This window comes from Aestuariivirga sp. (assembly GCF_020252395.1).
Lineage (GTDB): Bacteria > Pseudomonadota > Alphaproteobacteria > Rhizobiales > Aestuariivirgaceae > Aestuariivirga.
On the sequence record NZ_JADCDB010000009.1, the window covers coordinates 39,030 to 55,675 of the forward strand.

14 protein-coding genes are annotated in these 16,646 nt (G+C 64.4%); 6 read left to right on the top strand and 8 right to left on the bottom strand.

Going from position 1 to position 16,646, the window contains the following annotated elements:
• Nucleotide 1: 1 nt before the first annotated feature.
• The 3 genes from IOC82_RS06210 (at nt 2) to IOC82_RS06220 (ending at nt 4,158) form a co-directional block, all read left to right on the top strand.
• On the top strand, nt 2-1,165 hold the full coding sequence (locus tag IOC82_RS06210; RefSeq protein ID WP_290545314.1) for an acyl-CoA dehydrogenase family protein: 1,164 nt from the start codon (nt 2-4) through the stop codon (nt 1,163-1,165).
• 159 nt (nt 1,166-1,324) lie between these two features.
• A complete protein-coding gene (locus IOC82_RS06215) occupies nt 1,325-3,361 on the top strand; it encodes an acetate--CoA ligase family protein (protein WP_290545315.1) in 2,037 nt (678 codons plus the stop codon).
• Entirely contained in the window at nt 3,358-4,158 is an 801-nt protein-coding gene (locus tag IOC82_RS06220; protein ID WP_290545316.1) for a carnitinyl-CoA dehydratase, read from the top strand. Before IOC82_RS06215 ends, IOC82_RS06220 begins: the two co-directional genes overlap by 4 nt.
• Before the next feature lie 154 nt (nt 4,159-4,312).
• On the opposite strand, the gene IOC82_RS06225 is transcribed toward IOC82_RS06220, so the two are convergent.
• The 3 genes from IOC82_RS06225 to IOC82_RS06235 form a co-directional block, all read right to left on the bottom strand.
• On the bottom strand, nt 4,313-5,104 hold the full coding sequence (locus IOC82_RS06225) for an oxidoreductase (RefSeq protein ID WP_290545317.1): 792 nt from the start codon (nt 5,102-5,104) through the stop codon (nt 4,313-4,315).
• Between the two features lie 92 nt (nt 5,105-5,196).
• Entirely contained in the window at nt 5,197-5,544 is a 348-nt protein-coding gene (locus IOC82_RS06230; protein ID WP_290545318.1) for a hypothetical protein, read from the bottom strand.
• A gap of 84 nt (nt 5,545-5,628) precedes the next feature.
• Entirely contained in the window at nt 5,629-6,168 is a 540-nt protein-coding gene (locus tag IOC82_RS06235) for an SRPBCC family protein (RefSeq protein WP_290545319.1), read from the bottom strand.
• 96 nt (nt 6,169-6,264) lie between these two features.
• Here IOC82_RS06235 and IOC82_RS06240 point away from each other — a divergent pair, with 96 nt between their 5' ends.
• Nucleotides 6,265-7,572: an FAD-binding oxidoreductase gene (locus tag IOC82_RS06240; RefSeq protein WP_290545320.1), complete on the top strand. Its 1,308-nt coding sequence runs from the start codon at nt 6,265-6,267 to the stop codon at nt 7,570-7,572.
• 88 nt (nt 7,573-7,660) lie between these two features.
• Here IOC82_RS06240 and IOC82_RS06245 read toward each other — a convergent pair whose 3' ends face one another.
• Nucleotides 7,661-8,017, bottom strand: a complete 357-nt coding sequence (locus tag IOC82_RS06245) for a hypothetical protein (protein ID WP_290545321.1) — start codon at nt 8,015-8,017, stop codon at nt 7,661-7,663.
• 58 nt (nt 8,018-8,075) lie between these two features.
• Here IOC82_RS06245 and IOC82_RS06250 point away from each other — a divergent pair, with 58 nt between their 5' ends.
• The gene (locus IOC82_RS06250; protein ID WP_290545322.1) at nt 8,076-9,287 is read left to right on the top strand and encodes a pyridoxal phosphate-dependent aminotransferase; all 1,212 of its coding nucleotides are present in this window, start codon (nt 8,076-8,078) and stop codon (nt 9,285-9,287) included.
• A 97-nt stretch (nt 9,288-9,384) separates the two neighbouring features.
• Here the strand turns inward: IOC82_RS06250 and IOC82_RS06255 are convergent, their stop codons facing one another.
• The 4 genes from IOC82_RS06255 to IOC82_RS06270 all read right to left on the bottom strand — a co-directional run bounded on the left by IOC82_RS06255 (nt 9,385) and on the right by IOC82_RS06270 (nt 15,508).
• A complete protein-coding gene (locus IOC82_RS06255) occupies nt 9,385-10,365 on the bottom strand; it encodes an IS110 family transposase (protein ID WP_290545323.1) in 981 nt (326 codons plus the stop codon).
• Between the two features lie 259 nt (nt 10,366-10,624).
• Nucleotides 10,625-13,795 carry an efflux RND transporter permease subunit gene (locus tag IOC82_RS06260; RefSeq protein ID WP_290545324.1) on the bottom strand — a complete coding sequence of 1,057 codons (3,171 nt, stop codon included), beginning with the start codon at nt 13,793-13,795 and terminating at the stop codon, nt 10,625-10,627.
• A 10-nt stretch (nt 13,796-13,805) separates the two neighbouring features.
• Entirely contained in the window at nt 13,806-14,951 is a 1,146-nt protein-coding gene (locus IOC82_RS06265) for an efflux RND transporter periplasmic adaptor subunit (RefSeq protein ID WP_290545325.1), read from the bottom strand.
• A gap of 20 nt (nt 14,952-14,971) precedes the next feature.
• Nucleotides 14,972-15,508, bottom strand: coding sequence for a PadR family transcriptional regulator (locus IOC82_RS06270; RefSeq protein WP_290545326.1), 537 nt, complete (start codon nt 15,506-15,508; stop codon nt 14,972-14,974).
• Nucleotides 15,509-15,709: 201 nt separating this feature from the next.
• Between IOC82_RS06270 and IOC82_RS06275 the strand changes: the two genes are divergently transcribed.
• Nucleotides 15,710-16,645, top strand: a complete 936-nt coding sequence (locus tag IOC82_RS06275; RefSeq protein ID WP_290545327.1) for a branched-chain amino acid ABC transporter permease LivH — start codon at nt 15,710-15,712, stop codon at nt 16,643-16,645.
• Nucleotide 16,646: the final 1 nt, after the last annotated feature.

The following is a 16,646-nucleotide window of genomic DNA, read 5'->3' on the forward strand; positions in this document are numbered from 1 at the left end:
GATGGATTTTAATCTCACCGGCGAACAGCAGATGATCGTCAAGACGGCGCGTGACTTCGTCGAGAACGAGCTCTACCCGCATGAGGCCGAGATCGAGGAGACGGGCGTTCTCCGCCATGAGCTGCGCGACCAGGTCAAGGCCAAGGCCATCGAGGCGGGCCTCTATGCCGCCAACATGCCGGCCGAGGTGGGCGGTGCGGGCCTCGATACCCTCACTTGGGTGCTCTACGAGAAGGAACTGGGCCGCGCCAACTATGCGCTGCACTGGACCTGTGTCGCCCGCCCCTCCAACATCCTGATGGCCTGCCAGGGCGAGCAGCGCGAGAAGTACCTGTTCCCCGCCGTGCGCGGCGAGAAATCGGACTGTCTCGCCATGACCGAGCCCGGTGTCGGCTCCGACCTGCGCGGCATGAAGACCTTCGCCCGGGCGGACGGCGATGACTTCGTCATCGACGGCACGAAGCACTTCATCAGCCATGCCGACGAAGCGGGCTTCGTCATCCTCTTTGCCGCCACCGGCGAGGAGGAAACGCCGCGCGGCAGGAAGAAGCTGATCACCGCATTCCTGATCGACATTGGAACGCCGGGCTTCACCGTGCGCGCCGGCTACAAGAACGTCTCGCACCGCGGCTATAACAACTGCATCCTCGAATTCACCGATTGCCGGGTGCACAAGAGCCAGATCCTCGGCGAAATCCACAAGGGCTTCGAGGTGGCGAACGACTGGCTGGGCGCCACGCGCCTGCAGGTCGCCGCCACCTGCATCGGCCGTGCCGAGCGCGCCCTCGACCATGCCAAGCAATATGCGGTCGATCGCCAACAGTTCGGCCAGCAGATCGGCAAGTTCCAGGGCGTGTCCTTCAAGCTCGCCGACATGGCGCTGGAGCTGAAGGCGGCAGAGCTGCTGACGCTCGAAGCCGCCTGGAAGTTCGACAACAAGACCGTCACCGATATGGACATGGCCATGGCCAAGCTCAAGGCCACCGAGATGCTGGCCTTCGTGGCGGATGAGGCGATCCAGATCCACGGCGGCATGGGGCTGATGTCGGACCTGCCGCTGGAACGCATCTGGCGCGATGCGCGCGTGGAGCGGATCTGGGAAGGAACGAGCGAGATCCAGCGGCATATCATCAGCCGCGCCCTGCTCAGGCCACTGGGGGGGTGAGATGATGACGCGCACCGCACGTCCTCTCCCGCTTGCGGGAGAGGAAAGGACCCGCCGCGTGCGGCGGGGAGGTGAGGGGCCGCAAGCTCCGCACCTGCTTCCCCTCACCTACCCCGGCTGCGCCGGGGCCCCCTCCTCTCCCGCGCGCGGGAGAGGACGATGAAATCCCTCACCCGCCTCCTCAATCCCACCTCCATCGCCTTCGTCGGCGGCAATGAATGCGCCATCGCCATCAGGCGCACGCAGGAACTGGGCTTCACCGGCACGATCCATGCCGTGCACCCCAAGCGCGACGAACTCTCGGGTGTCCCGGCGCTGAAGTCGCCGGAAGACATTCCGGAAGGCGTCGATGCCGCCTTCATCGCGGTCAAGAACGAGCCCACCATCTCAGTCGTCCGTGAACTGAGCAAGAAAGGCTGCGGCGGCGCGGTCATCTATGCCGCGGGCTTCGCCGAGACGGGAAACACCGAGTTGCAGCGCAAGCTGCTGGAGGCCGCCAACGGCATGCCGCTGATGGGGCCGAATTGCTATGGCTTCGTCAACACCCTCTCCCGCGCCGCACTCTGGCCGGACGAGACGGGGCTCGAGCCGGTGGAGCGCGGCGCCGCACTCATCACCCAGTCCGGCAACATCGCATGCAACTTCACCATGATGATGCGCGGACTGCCCGTGGCCGCCGTCTTCTCCATCGGCAACCAGGTGGACGTCGGCATGCATGACATGGTGGAGACGCTCTCCGCAGATCCGCGCATTTCAGCCATTGGCCTCCATGTCGAAGGCCTGCCCGATGTCGCAGCCTTCGCGAAGGCGGCTGCCATTGCAAGGAAACGCAAGGTTCCCATCGTGGTGCTGAAGACCGGCCGTTCGGAACAGGGTGCGAAGGTGGCGATGAGCCATACCTCGTCCCTTGCCGGCGCCGACACGCTCTATGACGCGCTGTTCGAGCGCTATGGCATCGCGCGCATGAAGTCCGTGTCCGCCTTCGCCGAGACGCTGAAGTTCCTGCACAACGGCGGCCCCATCGCCGGCTCGCGGTTGGTCTCCCTCTCCTGCTCCGGCGGCGAGGCCGCACTGGTGGCGGACATGGCGCTGGAGAAGAAGGTCAGCTTCCCGCCCTTCAATGCCGGGACGAAACCGCGCGTCGCGGCAACGCTGAATGAATATGTCGCCGTCGACAATCCGCTCGACTACCACACCTTCATCTGGGGCCAGCCGGAGAAACTGACGGCCACTTTCACCGAAGTTCTCAAGGGCGGCTTCGACGTCGGCATGGTGATCCTCGACACGCCCACCCACCCCAAGATGAAGCCGGACAGCTGGGCCACCACGGCCCGCGCCATGGCGGCGGCGTCCAAGGCCACGGGTGCGCGCGCCACCGTCGTCGCGTCGCTGTCGGAAGGCATGCCGCTGTGGCTCGCCGGTGAGCTGTCGCAATCCGGTGTCGCCCCGATGATGGGCCTCGACGATGCGCTCACCGCCTTTGAGGCCGCGGCTTTCATCGGATGCAACTGGACGCGGGGCGAAGACCCGCCGGAGATGCTGCCGCCACTCGTCAAGGGGCATGACGAGCACGTGTTCAGTGAATCGGCGGCGAAGGAATTGCTGAAGAACCATGGTCTGTCCGTTCCCGAGGGCATCGTCTGTCCGGCGGAGGATGCGGTGGCCGCAGCCGAGACGCTCGGCTATCCGGTGACGCTGAAGGTTTCCTCCGCGGCAATTGCCCATAAGACGGAAGCGGGCGGCGTGGCGCTCAACCTGCGCACCGCCGATGAAGTCAGAGAAGCCGCTGCTCGCATGGCGAAGCTCGCGCCCGATGTTCTGGTCGAACGCATGGTGAGCGGCGCGGTTGCCGAACTCATCATCGGCCTCACCTCGGACCCGCAGTTCGGCACGGCACTGGTCGTCGGCGCGGGCGGCATCCTCACCGAACTCCTGAAGGACTCGGTGACGCTGATCCTGCCGACCACGCGCAGCGAGATCGAGCGCGCGCTGAAGACGCTGAAAGTGTGGACCCTGGTTGAGGGTTTCCGCGGCAAGTCGGGCGACAGCCAAGCCGTGTTCCGCGCCGTCGAGGCGGTGGCCGATTTCGCCAATGCCAACCGGGGCCTCGTCGAGGAGCTCGACGTCAACCCCCTGCTCGTTCTGAAGGACGGTGCTGTCGCCGTCGATGCCCTGATCAAGATGAGGACGCCATGACCGTCAAGGAAACAACGACCGGACCGATCCACGTCACCAAGAGCGGACGCGTGCTGGAAGTCAGGATCGAGCGCGGCAAGGCCAATGCCATCGACGCCGCGACGAGCCGCATCATGGGCGATGTCTTCGCCTCCTTCCGCGATGACCCAGAGCTGCGCGTCGCCATCCTCACCGGCACCGGCGAGAAATTCTTCTGCCCCGGCTGGGACCTCAAAGCGGCGGCCGAGGGCGAGGCGCCGGATTCGGATTATGGCGTGGGCGGTTTCGGCGGATTGCAGGAACTGCCCGGTCTCAACAAGCCCGTGATCTGCGCTGTGAACGGGCTTGCCTTCGGCGGCGGCTTCGAGATCATGATCTCGTGCGACATCATCATTGCCGCCGAGCACGCGACCTTCGCGCTCCCCGAGATCAACTCCGGCACGGTGGCCGATGCCGCCTCGATCAAGCTGCCGCGCCGCATTCCCTATGCGGTCGCCATGGAGATGCTGTTCACCGGCCGCCGCATCGACGCCAAGGAAGCCAAGCACTGGGGCCTCATCAACGAGGTGGTGCCCGCCGGCCAGCTGATGGCGCGCGCCCGCGAAATGGCCAGCCAGCTGGCCGACGGCCCGCCGCTGGTCTTCGCAGCCATCAAGGAAATCACCCGCGAGACCGCGCACCTCCCCGTGCAGCAGGCCTTCAACATGGTGACCAAGCGCAAGCTCAAGACCGTGGACGTGCTCTATTCCAGCGACGACCAGCTGGAAGGTGCGCGCGCCTTCGCCGAGAAGCGGAAACCCCAGTGGAAGGGGAAGTAGGTCCCGGCCAGAAAATGGCCCCGGCTGTGACCCCGGGGCCTTCAGGGGAGAGAGGGTTCAGCCGGCGGGCCACATGCGGCTCGGGTGGTGGTTGCGGGCCTGCGCGCTGTCCAGGGCTTCGAACACCGGGGCCTGGGCGGATCGATCTTGAGGCTCATTCCGGAGACAGTGCCGGATGCTGTTCGAACACCGCGACCGGCATCTGCTCGTAATCGATGATCGCCCCCGTCATCATCTGGGCGGAGGGCGAGACGAGATAGGCGACGAGGCCCGCGACATCATCGGGCGTGATCATGCGGCCCGCCGGCATGCGCCGGCCGATGGCCTCCGCCCAGTCCTGCGGCATGTTGTGAAAGCCCGTCTGCAGCGCATGCTCGCCGTCGGAATTCACCCAGCCCAGGTTGATGGCGAAGATGCGGATGCCGTCGCGCGCCACTGTCTGGGCGGAGGAGCGGGTGAGGATGTTGAGCGCCGCCTTCGACGCCGAATAGGTGGTGAGGTTGGGGGGCCCGCCGTGCGACAGCATGGAGGACATGTTGATGATGGTGCCGGAGCGGTTCGGGCGCATCGCCTTCACCGCCTCCTGCATCATGAACAGGGGGGCGCGGGTGTTGACGGCGAAGAGCCGGTCGAAGGCCTCGGGGCTGGTGTCGTCGAGCCCGCAGCGCTCGGTATTGCCGGCGGCATTGACGAGCACATTCAGGCCGCCGAAGGCCGAGACGGCGGCGGAGACCGCGCGGGCCGGAAGCATCACGTCCATCAGGTCGCCCGCCAGCGTCTCCACCTGGCCCAGGGCCTGCAGCCTCGAGGCCGCCTCCGCCAGTTTCGCCGCATTGCGATCCAGCAGCAGCACGCCGCCGAAGCCCAGTTCCAGAAACCGCTTCGCCGCCGCGAAGCCCATGCCCTGCGCGCCCCCCGTGACGAGCGCGAACCGTCCGTCAGACATCACGTCTCCCCGCCGACTCCGAAGGCAAGCTTAGGCGATTTGCGGGGCCGCCTCAAACTGTGGAAACCATGCCCGGCAAGCAGAGCTGAGCATCAGTAGGAAGCGGGTGTGCACCACACGCGGCCCTGCTTGTAATCGATGCGGTAAACGCGCGAGGGGCGGCCGAACTCCTTGCTGCAGAGCTGCTGTGCGCGCTCCATCATCTTCTGGCGGTCTGCGGCAGAATAATCGTCGCGGCCCTTTCTGTTGCTGCTGGTGGGTGGATTCCGCGTCTTCTTCTTGGTTACGGCGCTCTGTTTTGTCTTGTTTGGCGCGGCCGTCTGCCCGGCCTTGCACTTGCCTCCGGTCGACCGCTGGCAATTATTGGCCGCCTCGGCAGCTGACGTGGCGGAGAGCATGAAGGCAAGGAAGCCTGAGACGATAAGCGCGGAACGCAACATGGGGCACCTCTGCTGTTGACCTTCCCCCAAGCGTCATACAAGTGCGTCGGCGTTGCAACAATAAATTCTGGCGGGTTGCCCTTTTCAGCGGAGCGGCGTTTCGGCAAGAGTCTTCAGCTTGGCCAGACCCCGCTCGTATTCGGCGCCCACCGTGCGGTCGATGCCGAGCCCGGCCCAGCGGTCAACCACGCCCGGAAGCGCCGACTGGAACACCCAGGTCACCCGCGTTCCGGCGTCATCCGGAACGATGTCCATGATGGCGGTGGAGGTTCCGAAGCCGGTGTAGCCGGACGCCATGGCCACACGCACATCGGGCGTGGCCGCCGTCACCCGCAGCGTGCCGCTGCCGACCATCGGGTTGTTGGAGGACCAGCGCATCACCTGGCCCGCGCCTTCGGCGGGGCCTTCGAAGCTGAACGCCGTCTTCGGATCGGTTTCGATCCAGGGCGACCATTCCGGCCAGCGGCGCAGGTCCGCCACAATGGCGTAAACCTTCTCCGGCGGCGCCGCGATGACGGCCGAGCGCTCCACCCGCGCCTCGCCCGGCAGCATATAGGCTCCGCCATAGAAGATGACGGTGAGCGTCATGACGACGAAGACAATGACCTTGATGACGGATTTCATGGACGCCTTAGGACCACAGCCCAGCCTCCTTGGCAAGGCCGGGTTGCCGCGCGTGCGGCTTGCCACCGCACCCGTTCCCCGCGCAAACTGCCGGACATGAGCAACGCGATCTTCACCAAGGACTTCAAGCCCCGCCCCTTCTGGTGGGAGGCCCATGAGCCGAAACCCCTGCCGGAGGTGACGCTGCCGGAACGGGCCCGCGTGGTTGTCGTGGGTGCGGGCTATGCCGGGCTCAATGCGGCGCTTGAACTGAACCGCGAGGGGCTCGATTGCATCGTGCTCGACGCCAATGAACCGGGCTTCGGCGGGTCGTCACGCAATGGCGGCATGGTGTCGGGCGGCGTCAATGTCGGCAAGCGCTATATGGCCAAGGCGATGAGCGATGACGAGGCTGCGCCCTTCCTCCACGATGCGGCGGACGCCTTCGCCCACGTCGAGAACCTGATCGCGCGCGAGAAGATCGAGTGCGGCTGGCGCCGCGCGGGCTATTTCCTCGGCGCCTGGTGCAAGAGCCATTATGACGGCATGGGGCACAAGGTGGAGCTGCTGAACGAGACCGCCAGTTCGGAAGCCTATCTCGTACCGCCGGAGAAGCAGCGCGAGGAAATAGGCTCCGACTATTACCGCGGCGGCATGGTGGTGGGGCGTGCGGCGCACCTGCACCCTGCCCTGTTCTTCAAGGGCCTGCTCGATCTCTGCCAGCAGCGCAACATTCCCATCGCCTCGAAGACGCCCGCAACGAAACTGACGCAGACCGGTTCCGGCTGGCGGGTGGACACGCCGCGCGGCGCCATCGAAGCCGGTGACGTGATCATCGCCACCAATGGCTATACGGGCGGCGTGACGCCGGAGTTGAAGCGGCGCGTGGTGCCCGTCGGCTCCTACATCATCGCCACCGAGGAACTTTCTCCCGATCTGGCCAGAACCATCAGCCCGAAGAACCGCTCCTTCGCCGACACGCGGCGCGTGCTCACCTATTACCGCATGTCGCCTGACGGCAAGCGGCTGATCTTCGGTGGCCGCGCCAAGTTCGGCCACACCGATCCTGTGGAGACCGCGCCCATTCTTCATGGCTTCATGACCGACCGATTCCCGCAGCTGAAAGGAACGAAGATCACTCATGCCTGGACCGGCAACGTGGCCTTCACGCTCGACGAGATGCCGCACATGGGCACGTTCGACAACATGCATTATGCGCTGGGCTGCAACGGCTCGGGCGTGGCCATGATGAGCTATCTCGGCCACCAGACGGCGCGCAAGATCGCCGGCAAGGTGAACCGCATCTGCGCCTTCGACCGGCCGGAATTCCCGGACCACGCGCTCTATTCTGGCAACACCTGGTTCCTGCCGTGGATCGGGCGCTATTTCCGCACCCGCGACTGGATCGACCGGCGCTTCGGATGATCTTCGAGACGGCGAGGCTCATCGCCTTTGGCTTCGCGAGCATTCCGCTCCACCGCATCGCCGCTCCGCCCGGCGCGCGGGCTGAGCCTCAGCCGCACTTTGCCTGCATGCGCCATTTGCCGCCGGTATAGGCCGGGTTGGCCAGCAACTTTCCCTTCTGCCCGTCAGGGCAGGCGAAATAACCGAGCGATGAGGTGGCGACCGCCACCGCATCCTTCTGCTGCGACGGGCCCATGCCGGAGACGGCCATCTCGAACTGGTTCGGCCCTTTGGGCGAGAAGTCAAGCTTGTAGGTCCGTCCATTGTAGAAAACCGGCTCGCTGCGCGGCGCCATCACAACCTGATCCGCAGGCTTGTCGCGCGTTACGCGCACGCCGCTGTCGCCGCAAGCCGCAAGGCCAAGCGCCGTCACGAGGAGAATCAAGCCAAAGCCATGTTTCTGCATGGCCGCCTTATGCCCGCCATCCCTCGACCGGGCAAGCGCGCTGACGTATAGGGAGTGCATGACACAGTTCGATCCCTCAGCCCTGCTCGCTTCCCGTTCGAAGACCGCCGATGAGGGTGCCATCATCCGCATGTCGCAACGTGCCCGCGAGCTTCGCGGAACGGGCGTGGACGTGGTGAGCATGACGCTGGGCGAGCCCGATTTCGACACGCCCGGCAACATCCAGGCCGCCGCCACCGAGGCGATGCGCAAGGGTTTCACCCATTATTCGCCGGTGATGGGGATCCCTGAGCTGCGCACGGCGCTATCGAAGAAGCTCTGGACCGAGAACGGGCTCGACTATTCGGCGGGCGAGATCGTGCTCGCCAATGGCGCGAAGCAGGCGATCGCCAATGCCATGCTGTCGATCATCGAGCCGGGCGACGAGGCAATCATGCTCGCGCCCTTCTGGGTGTCCTACGAGATCACCGTGCGCTTCTGCGGCGGCACGCCGGTGGTGCTGCAGGCGGGGGTGGACGAAGGCTACAAGGTGCCCGCCAGCCGCATCGCCGCGGCGATCACGCCCCGGACCAAGCTCATCGTACTGAACTCGCCATCCAACCCTTCCGGGGCGGTGTGGAGCAAGCCTGAACTCGAGGAACTGGCGGAGGTGGTGCGCCAGCACCCGCAGTTGATGGTGATGTCGGACGAAATCTACGAATACATCATTTTCGACGGCGAGATGCAGTCCTTCGGTGCACTGCCCGGCATGCGAGAGCGCACGATCACGGTGAACGGCTTCTCCAAGGGCTTCGCCATGACCGGCTGGCGGCTGGGCTATGCCGCAGCGCCGGAGCCCATCGCCAAGGCCATGGCGCGCATGCAGAGCGCTATAAGCGCCGGCGCCAACCAGTTCGTGCAGCGGGCGGCGATCGCGGCACTGGAAGGCCCGCGCGACGCGGTCGAACGCATGCGCAAGGAATACCAATTGCGCCGAGACATGATGCAAGGCGGGCTCAATACCATTCCCGGCGTGAGGATGGGCAACATCCCAGCCACCTTCTATGCGTTCCCGGATGTCTCGGGCCTGCTCGGCAGGAAGGCCGGGAACCATGTTCTCGACACCACCGACGCGCTGTGCGACTGGCTGCTGGAGGCGCATGCGGTGGCCACCGTGCCCGGCTCCGCCTTCGGCGCGCCGGGCTCGATCCGCCTCTCCTTCGCCTGCAGCGAGGCGGAAATCGGCAAGGCCATGGCGCGGTTGCAGGAGGCGCTGGGGTCGCTGGCCTGAAGCGCTTTCCGAATTCCCCATGCCGGCCGTCATGCCGGCGAAAGCCAGAGTGACAATAAGAAAATGCGCTGCACCAAGAAAGCCATCTGTGTTCCGGTCAAGCGGGTTTTGGAGCGGTTGGGAGCCACATTCTGTTTTGAGCAATAAGGGTGTTTGCGAGGAGCAGAAGCTTGCGGGCGACGGCGATGAGTGCGCATTTCGGAGGTTTCTTTGCGAGCCTGAGGCGCCTATAGAAGGCCTTGAGCGTGGGATTGCAGCGGACGGCCGAAAGTGACGCGATATAGAAGCCGCGGGCGAGGCACGGCCTGCCGCCTTGCACGCGACGTTGCCCATCGCGCTTTCCGGACTGGTCTGCGATGGGAGCAAGGCCTGCGAGCATGGCAATCTCCTTGTCGCTGAGGCTGCCCAGTTCGGGGAGCTTGGCAATGGCCAGGGCTGCCGTGACCTCGCCAATGCCGGGGATGGAGCACAGGATGGCCTGCCGTGCGGCGAGTGCGGGGTCAGCCTTGATGCGCCGCTGGATTTCCGCGTCGAGGTTTTCGATCACCTTCTCGGCAGCCCTGATCCGCTTCAGGAGCTGGCGCTTGAGGAAGCGGTCGCAGGCGGCGTGTTGCTGGTTCTTGAGGCGCACCAGTTCGGCCACCGCGCCGTCACGGGCGGTGATGAGTTCTGCAATGGCGTCAATGGCTTCCGAGGGCAATGGGCGGGCAGCCGCACCCATCGTGGCGGCGAAGGCGGCAAGCACGGCGGCATCGAGCCGATCGGTCTTGGCGAGCAGGCCTGTGATCTTGGCGAACATGCGCACGCGGGCTGGATCGGTGACCATGACCGGAAGCCCTGCGGCGATGAGGCTGCGACAGAGCGCACGGTGCCACTTGCCGGTGGGCTCGAGCGCCACGCAGGCTATTTCGAGGCCGGCAATGTGCCGCTTGAGCCGGCGATGGCCCTGCGCATCATTGGGGACCCGGAACACCTGCAGGGAGGGCAGGACATGGACATCGAGCCAGTGTTTGCTGACGTCGATGCCAATGTTAGACTTCTGGCCTGACGAGACTTCGGTAGCTTCCTGACCTTGCATACGGGACGACCTCCCTGACATCTGTTGAGGACAAGCGCCGGAGAACGGGTGGGCCAGGCTTTTTTGCGGTGCTTAACACCAAGATGCCCGGCGGCCCCACCCGTCCGCGCAGGGACCGATGGCCATCGGTCCCTGCGCACCTCAATCCTGCAGCAGTTCACTGAAGAATGTCAGGCCTATCCAATATGCAAGGCCTATCCAATATGCAAGATGGCCGGGACATTCCCGTCCACTATGGGTGTTTGGAGTGGGACTTGCCCTATTCAGCCGCCTTCGGCACGGGCCGCATGTCATTGGCGGGCCGGTCCACAAGCGGGGAGAGCACGTCGGACGCGTTCTCGCGGTCGTGCATGTGGCGGCGGTCGCGCGCCACGAAGGAATAAATCGCCGGAGTGATGAACAGCGTGAACAGCGTGCCGATGGTCATGCCCGCGGCAATGACCACGCCGATGTCGAAGCGGCTCCTGGCGCCCGCGCCATTGGCAACAAGCAGAGGGGTGACGCCGATGACCATGGCGGCCGTCGTCATCAGAATGGGCCTCAAGCGTGTGGCGGCCGCTTCCTTGATGGCCGTGTCCTTGTCGTAGCCCTTGGTCTCCTGGAGCTTGTTGGCGAACTCCACCATCAGGATGCCGTGCTTGGCGATGAGGCCGATGAGCGTGACGAGTCCGATCTGCGTATAGATGTTGATCGTGCCGGAGCCTAAGTTGACCGGTGGGTTGTTCATCATCGCGCCATTGATCTCGCCAAGGATGAACAGCACGAACAAGGCGCCGAACACCGTGGCGGGAAGGCCGATGAGGATGATGAAGGGGTCGCGGAAGCTTTCGAACTGCGCGGCGAGCACCAGATAGATCAGCAGCAGCGCCACCGCGAAGGTGACGGTCAGCGTGTTGCCTTCCTTCACGAATTGGCGGCTCTCGCCCTTAAAGTCATAGGACATGCCCTGCGGCATGATCTCTTCCGCCTTTTGCTTGAGGAAGGCGATGCCCTCGCCGATGGTGCGGCCAGGGAACGGCACACCCTGCAACATGGCGGAGTTGAGCTGCTGGAAGGTGGCGAGCCCGTTGGGCTGAACCGTCTTCGAGACCTCGGTGAAGGCCGAGAGCGGCACCATCTGCCCGTCCGCCGCGCGCACACGGAAATCCAGGATCTGGCCGACCGAGGATCGCTCGGTGCGCGGCACTTGCGGGATCACCTGATAGCTGCGGCCATCCACCGTGAAACGGTTGACATTGTTACCGCCCAGCAGCGTTGCCAGCGTGGCGCCGACATCCTGCATGGTGACGCCCAGGCGGTTGGCGCGGTCCTTGTCCACCACCAGCTCCACCTGTGGCGTCTGGAAGCGCAGGTCGGCGTTGGTGAAGATGAAGAGGCCGGACTTGTTGGCCTCCGTCTTCAGCTTGTCGAGCGTATCCGCCAGCCGCGTGTAGTCTCCAGGATAGGTGAGCACGAACTCGATCGGCAAATCGCCCGCGCCGATCGGGATGGCAGACGGCGCAGTGGCGAAGATATTGACGCCCGAAACGCTCTTGAACTTCGGCTGGAGCTCGCCCAGCACAGTGAGGTCGGTGCGTGACCGTTCGTCCCACGGCTTCAGGATCAGGCCCATGAAAGACTGATGCGTGTTGGGAAAGCCGTCGATGGCGAAGAGGTTCTGACGCTCCGGCACCGCCATCATGATCCTTGTCAGGTCGTCGGTGTAGGTGGTGAGATAGTCGAGGTTGGTGTGCTCCGGCGCATTGACGAAGGCAAAGAGCACGCCCTGGTCCTCCGCCGGCGCAAGCTCGCGGCCCAGCGCATTGTAGAGCACGCCCGACAGCACGATGGTCAGCACCGCGACCCAGGCGAAGACCGAGCGCTGCTTGATGGCGCCGTCGAGACGGCGGTGGTAGAAACGCTGCAAGCCGCCGAAGACGCGCTCGACGAGCCTGCCGAACCACGACAGCTTCGCGTGCGGCTTCAGCATCTTCGACGTCATCATCGGCGAGAGTGTGAGGGCGATGACGCCCGACACGATGACAGCACCCGCCAGCGTGAAGGCGAATTCGCGGAACAGCGCGCCGGTGAGGCCGGAGGTGAAGCCGATGGGCGCATAGACCGCCGCCAGCGTGATGGTCATGGCGATGACGGGGCCGGTGATCTCGCGCGCGCCGCGGATTGCGGCATCGAAGGGTGTCATTCCCTCCTCGATGTGGCGGTGAATGTTTTCGACCACCACGATGGCGTCGTCGACGACGAGGCCGATGGCCAGCACCAGCGCGAGCAGCGTCAGGAGATTGATCGAATAGCCCAGCGCCACCAGCACCAGCGCCACGCCGATGAGCGAGAGCGGGATGGTCACCACCGGGATGATGGTCGAGCGGATGGACCCAAGGAACAGGAAGATGACGACAATGACGATCACGCTGGCTTCCAGCAGCGTCTTGCCGACTTCCCAGATCGAGGCGTTGATGAACAGCGTCGCGTCATAGGCGATATTGGCTTCGAGCCCCGACGGCAGCTGACGCTGGATCTCCGGCATGGTGTCGCGCACCGTGCTGATGACGGTGAGCGGGTTGGCGTCGGGCGTGGTCTGGATGCCCATGAACACCGCCTTGAGCCCGTCGAAGGCCGAGCGCGTATCGTAATTCTCGGGCCCCAGATCGACGGTTGCCACCTGACCGAGCCGGATCACCGTGTCGCCGCGGGTGGCGACGACGAGCTGCTCGAACTGTTCCGGCGTTTGGAGCGAAGTTTGGGCGTTGATGTTTTGCTGGGTGAAATCCGACTTCACCTCGCCCGCCGCCGTGGTGAAGTTGTTGGCGGCCAGCGCGTTGCGCACGTCGAGCGGCGTGATGCCCAGCGCCGACATCTTCTCCGGGTTCAGCCACACCCGCATTGCGAAGGTGGAGCCGCCGAGGATTTCAGCCGAAGCGACGCCATTGATCGCCTGCAGCTTCGGCTTCACCACGCGGTCGAGATAATCCGAAATCTGCGGGGCGGACATCTGCTCCGACTTGAAGCTGATATACATCAGCGCGAAGCCCGCCCCGGTGGTGCGCTTGACCACGGGGTCGTTCGCCTCCTCCGGCAGGACGCCCTTCACCTCGTTCACCTTGGAGAGAACGTCGGCCAGCGCCCGGTCGGCATTGGCGTCCAGCCGCAGCTTCAGCGTGATGGTCGAGACATTCTGCGAGGAGCGGGACTCGATGATGTCCACGCCCTCGGTGGAGGCCACCGCCTGCTGCAGCGGCGTGGTGATGAAGCCCTTGATCTGGTCGGCGTTGGCGCCTGGATAGATCGTGGTGATCTCGATCTTGGTGTCGGAGACCTCCGGGAACTGGCGGATCGGCAGCTTGAACACGGCCTGGAGGCCGGCCAGCAGGATGAGCAAGCTGACGACCGTCGCGAGGACCGGACGCTTGACGAAGATGTCGGTGAAATGCATCGCCCTGTTCCTACTGGATCGTCGCCGTGTCCTGCAGCTTCAGCGCGATCGAATTGTCGATCACCACCTTGCTGCCCTGGTCGATCTTGTTCTGGCCGGCGGTGACGACCTTGTCGCCATCCTTGATGCCGCTGACGATGGACACGCGCCCGCCGCGCACCGGGCCTGCTTTGACGAAGCGGCGCTCGACCACGAGCTCGTCCACATCCTTGCCGTCCTTGTCCTTCGCCTTGGTGGCGTTCACCACGAAGACATTGTCGCCATAGAGCGAATAGGTGACGGCGGTCTGCGGCACGGTGACCACCTTTTCGGCCGCGCCCACATCCACCAGCACATTGGCATACATGCCGGGCACCAGCTTCTTGTCCGGATTGTCGATCTCGGCCCTGACCAGGATCATGCGGTTGATGTCCGACAGCCGCGCATCGGTGGTCACGATCTTGCCGGTGAAGGTCTGGTCCGGATAGGCGTTGAGGCTGACCGTCACCTTCTGGCCGTCCTTGATGCGGGCATAGTCGGCTTCGGTTACATTGAAGTCGACGTAGATCGGGTCGATCTGCTGCAGCCAGGCGATTTTCTGGCCGGGGGCGAGATAGCTGCCCACCGCGATATCACGCAGGCCCACGCGGCCGTTCCACGGCGTGTAGATGAACTTCTGCGCAACCTCGGCGCGCCTGCGGTCCAGCGTCGCCTGCAGCACGCGCTGCTTTGTCCGGAGCGCATCCAGTTCGGTGATGGCGACAACGCCCTTGGACACCAAACCCTCGCGGCGCTGCAACTCGGTCTGGTTATTGGCGAGTTCGGCGGAAATCGAACGGATGTCCGCCTCTTCCGTGTCGGTGTCGAGCTTCACCAGAAGCTGGCCCTTCTTCACATCCTGGCCGGACTCGAAATTGATCTCGGTGACGATGCCGCCAACCTGGGGCGTGATGTCGATGCCCTGAAAAGCGGTCACGGTGCCAATGGCGGCGATCTGCGTTTGCCAGGTGTCGGTGCGCGCGGGCTCGGCCGAAACGGTCTCCGGCGGCTGCGGGGCGCCGAGGATAACGGTCGCCAGCATCTTCGGCTTGAAGTCGAAGGCATAGTAGCCGATCGCTCCGGCGAGGCCGCCGAGCAGAACGGTGACGAGGAAAAGATAAAGAATACGGCGTATCATGTGTTACTTTCCCGGATGTTCTACTCGGCTGCCCGCGGGGTGGCGAGCGGTGCAAGCTCCGCCTTCTTTTCGATGAGGACATTGACCGCGGCCGTCAGCACGGCCCGGCCATAGCTGGCGACGAAACGCGCCCCGGCATGGGGTTGCTCGGCGCATTCGCAGTGGTCGATACGGGCGAGATCGGCGCGCAGATCGGCAAGCTGCTTGTCGATCGCCGCCAGCATGATGGCGGGCGTGATATACTCCATCAGCAGCATCTGGAACAGGAATTCGGATTTGTATTTGTCGCGCCCCGGCACCACCGAAATCGAGCGCGCCAGCGCATCCGTGCCCTTGGGCGTGATGGCATAGACCTTCTTGTCCGGCTTGCCCGACTGCTCCTCGGCGCGCACCGTCACCAGCCCCTCGCCCGCCAGTTGGGTAAGTGCGGGGTAGATCGAGCCGTAGCTCGCGTCGATGAAGTGGCTGAACAGCCCTTCCTCGATCTCCTTCTTGATCTCGTAGCCCGACGCTTCCCCCGAGGACAGGACGCCGAGGCAGAGAGTCCTGACGTTCATGGCAATTCCGCTCCGATATATGCCAGCCCGATATAACGAGGCGATATATATCGGCTCGGAATAGAACGCAAGGACCCATGGCGGAACTTGGCTGTCCCGGCGCGCGGCCTCACGTGCTTGTGTTCGAAAACCGATCCATCTATGACAAACCCACGGCAGCCAAAAAAACCGGCGCCAGCAGGCAGTCATACAGGGGGGCCCATGGAGTATTTTCTCCAGCAGCTGATCAACGGCATCACGCTCGGGTCGATTTATGGCCTGATCGCCATCGGTTACACGATGGTTTATGGCATCATCGGCATGATCAACTTCGCCCATGGCGACGTCTTCATGGTGGGTTCTGTCACCGCATTCCTGGTCGTCCTCGGCCTCGGGCTCACGGGGGGCAGCGGGCTCCTGCTGATCCTTCTGGCGCTCATCCTGGTGGCGGCCATCGCCATGATCGTGGCGGCCGCCTATAACTGGACCATCGAGCGCTTGGCCTATAAGCCGCTGCGCGGGTCCTTCCGGCTCGCCCCCCTCATTTCCGCCATCGGCATGTCTATCGTGCTGCAGGAATTCGTCCGCGTGAACCAGGAAGGCCGGCCGAAGCCCATCCAGCCCATCGTCACCGGCGGCTACGAAATCATGACGCGGGTCACCGAGGCCGGTGAGTTCATCGTTCGCCTCACCAACATGCAGATCCTGATCATCGTCTCGACGCTCATCCTGATGGCGGTGTTCACGGTGCTGATCCAGAAGACGCCGCTCGGCCGCGCCCAGCGCGCCTGCGAGCAGGACCAGAAAATGGCGGCCCTCCTCGGCATTGACGTCGACCGCACGATCTCCGTCACCTTCATCATGGGCGCCGCACTTGCGGCCTTCGCCGGCCTGATGTTTTTCCTTTATTACGGCGTCACCGACTTCTTCGTGGGCTTCCTCGCCGGCATCAAGGCCTTCACCGCCGCGGTTCTGGGCGGCATCGGCTCGCTGCCGGGCGCCATGCTGGGCGGCCTCGTCATCGGGCTGATCGAAACCATGTGGTCGGCCTACTTCACCGTCGAATACAAGGATGTGGCGGCCTTCACGGTGCTGATCATCGTGCTGATCTTCATGCCGCAGGGCCTGCTCGGCAAACCGGAAGTGGAGAAGGTCTGAT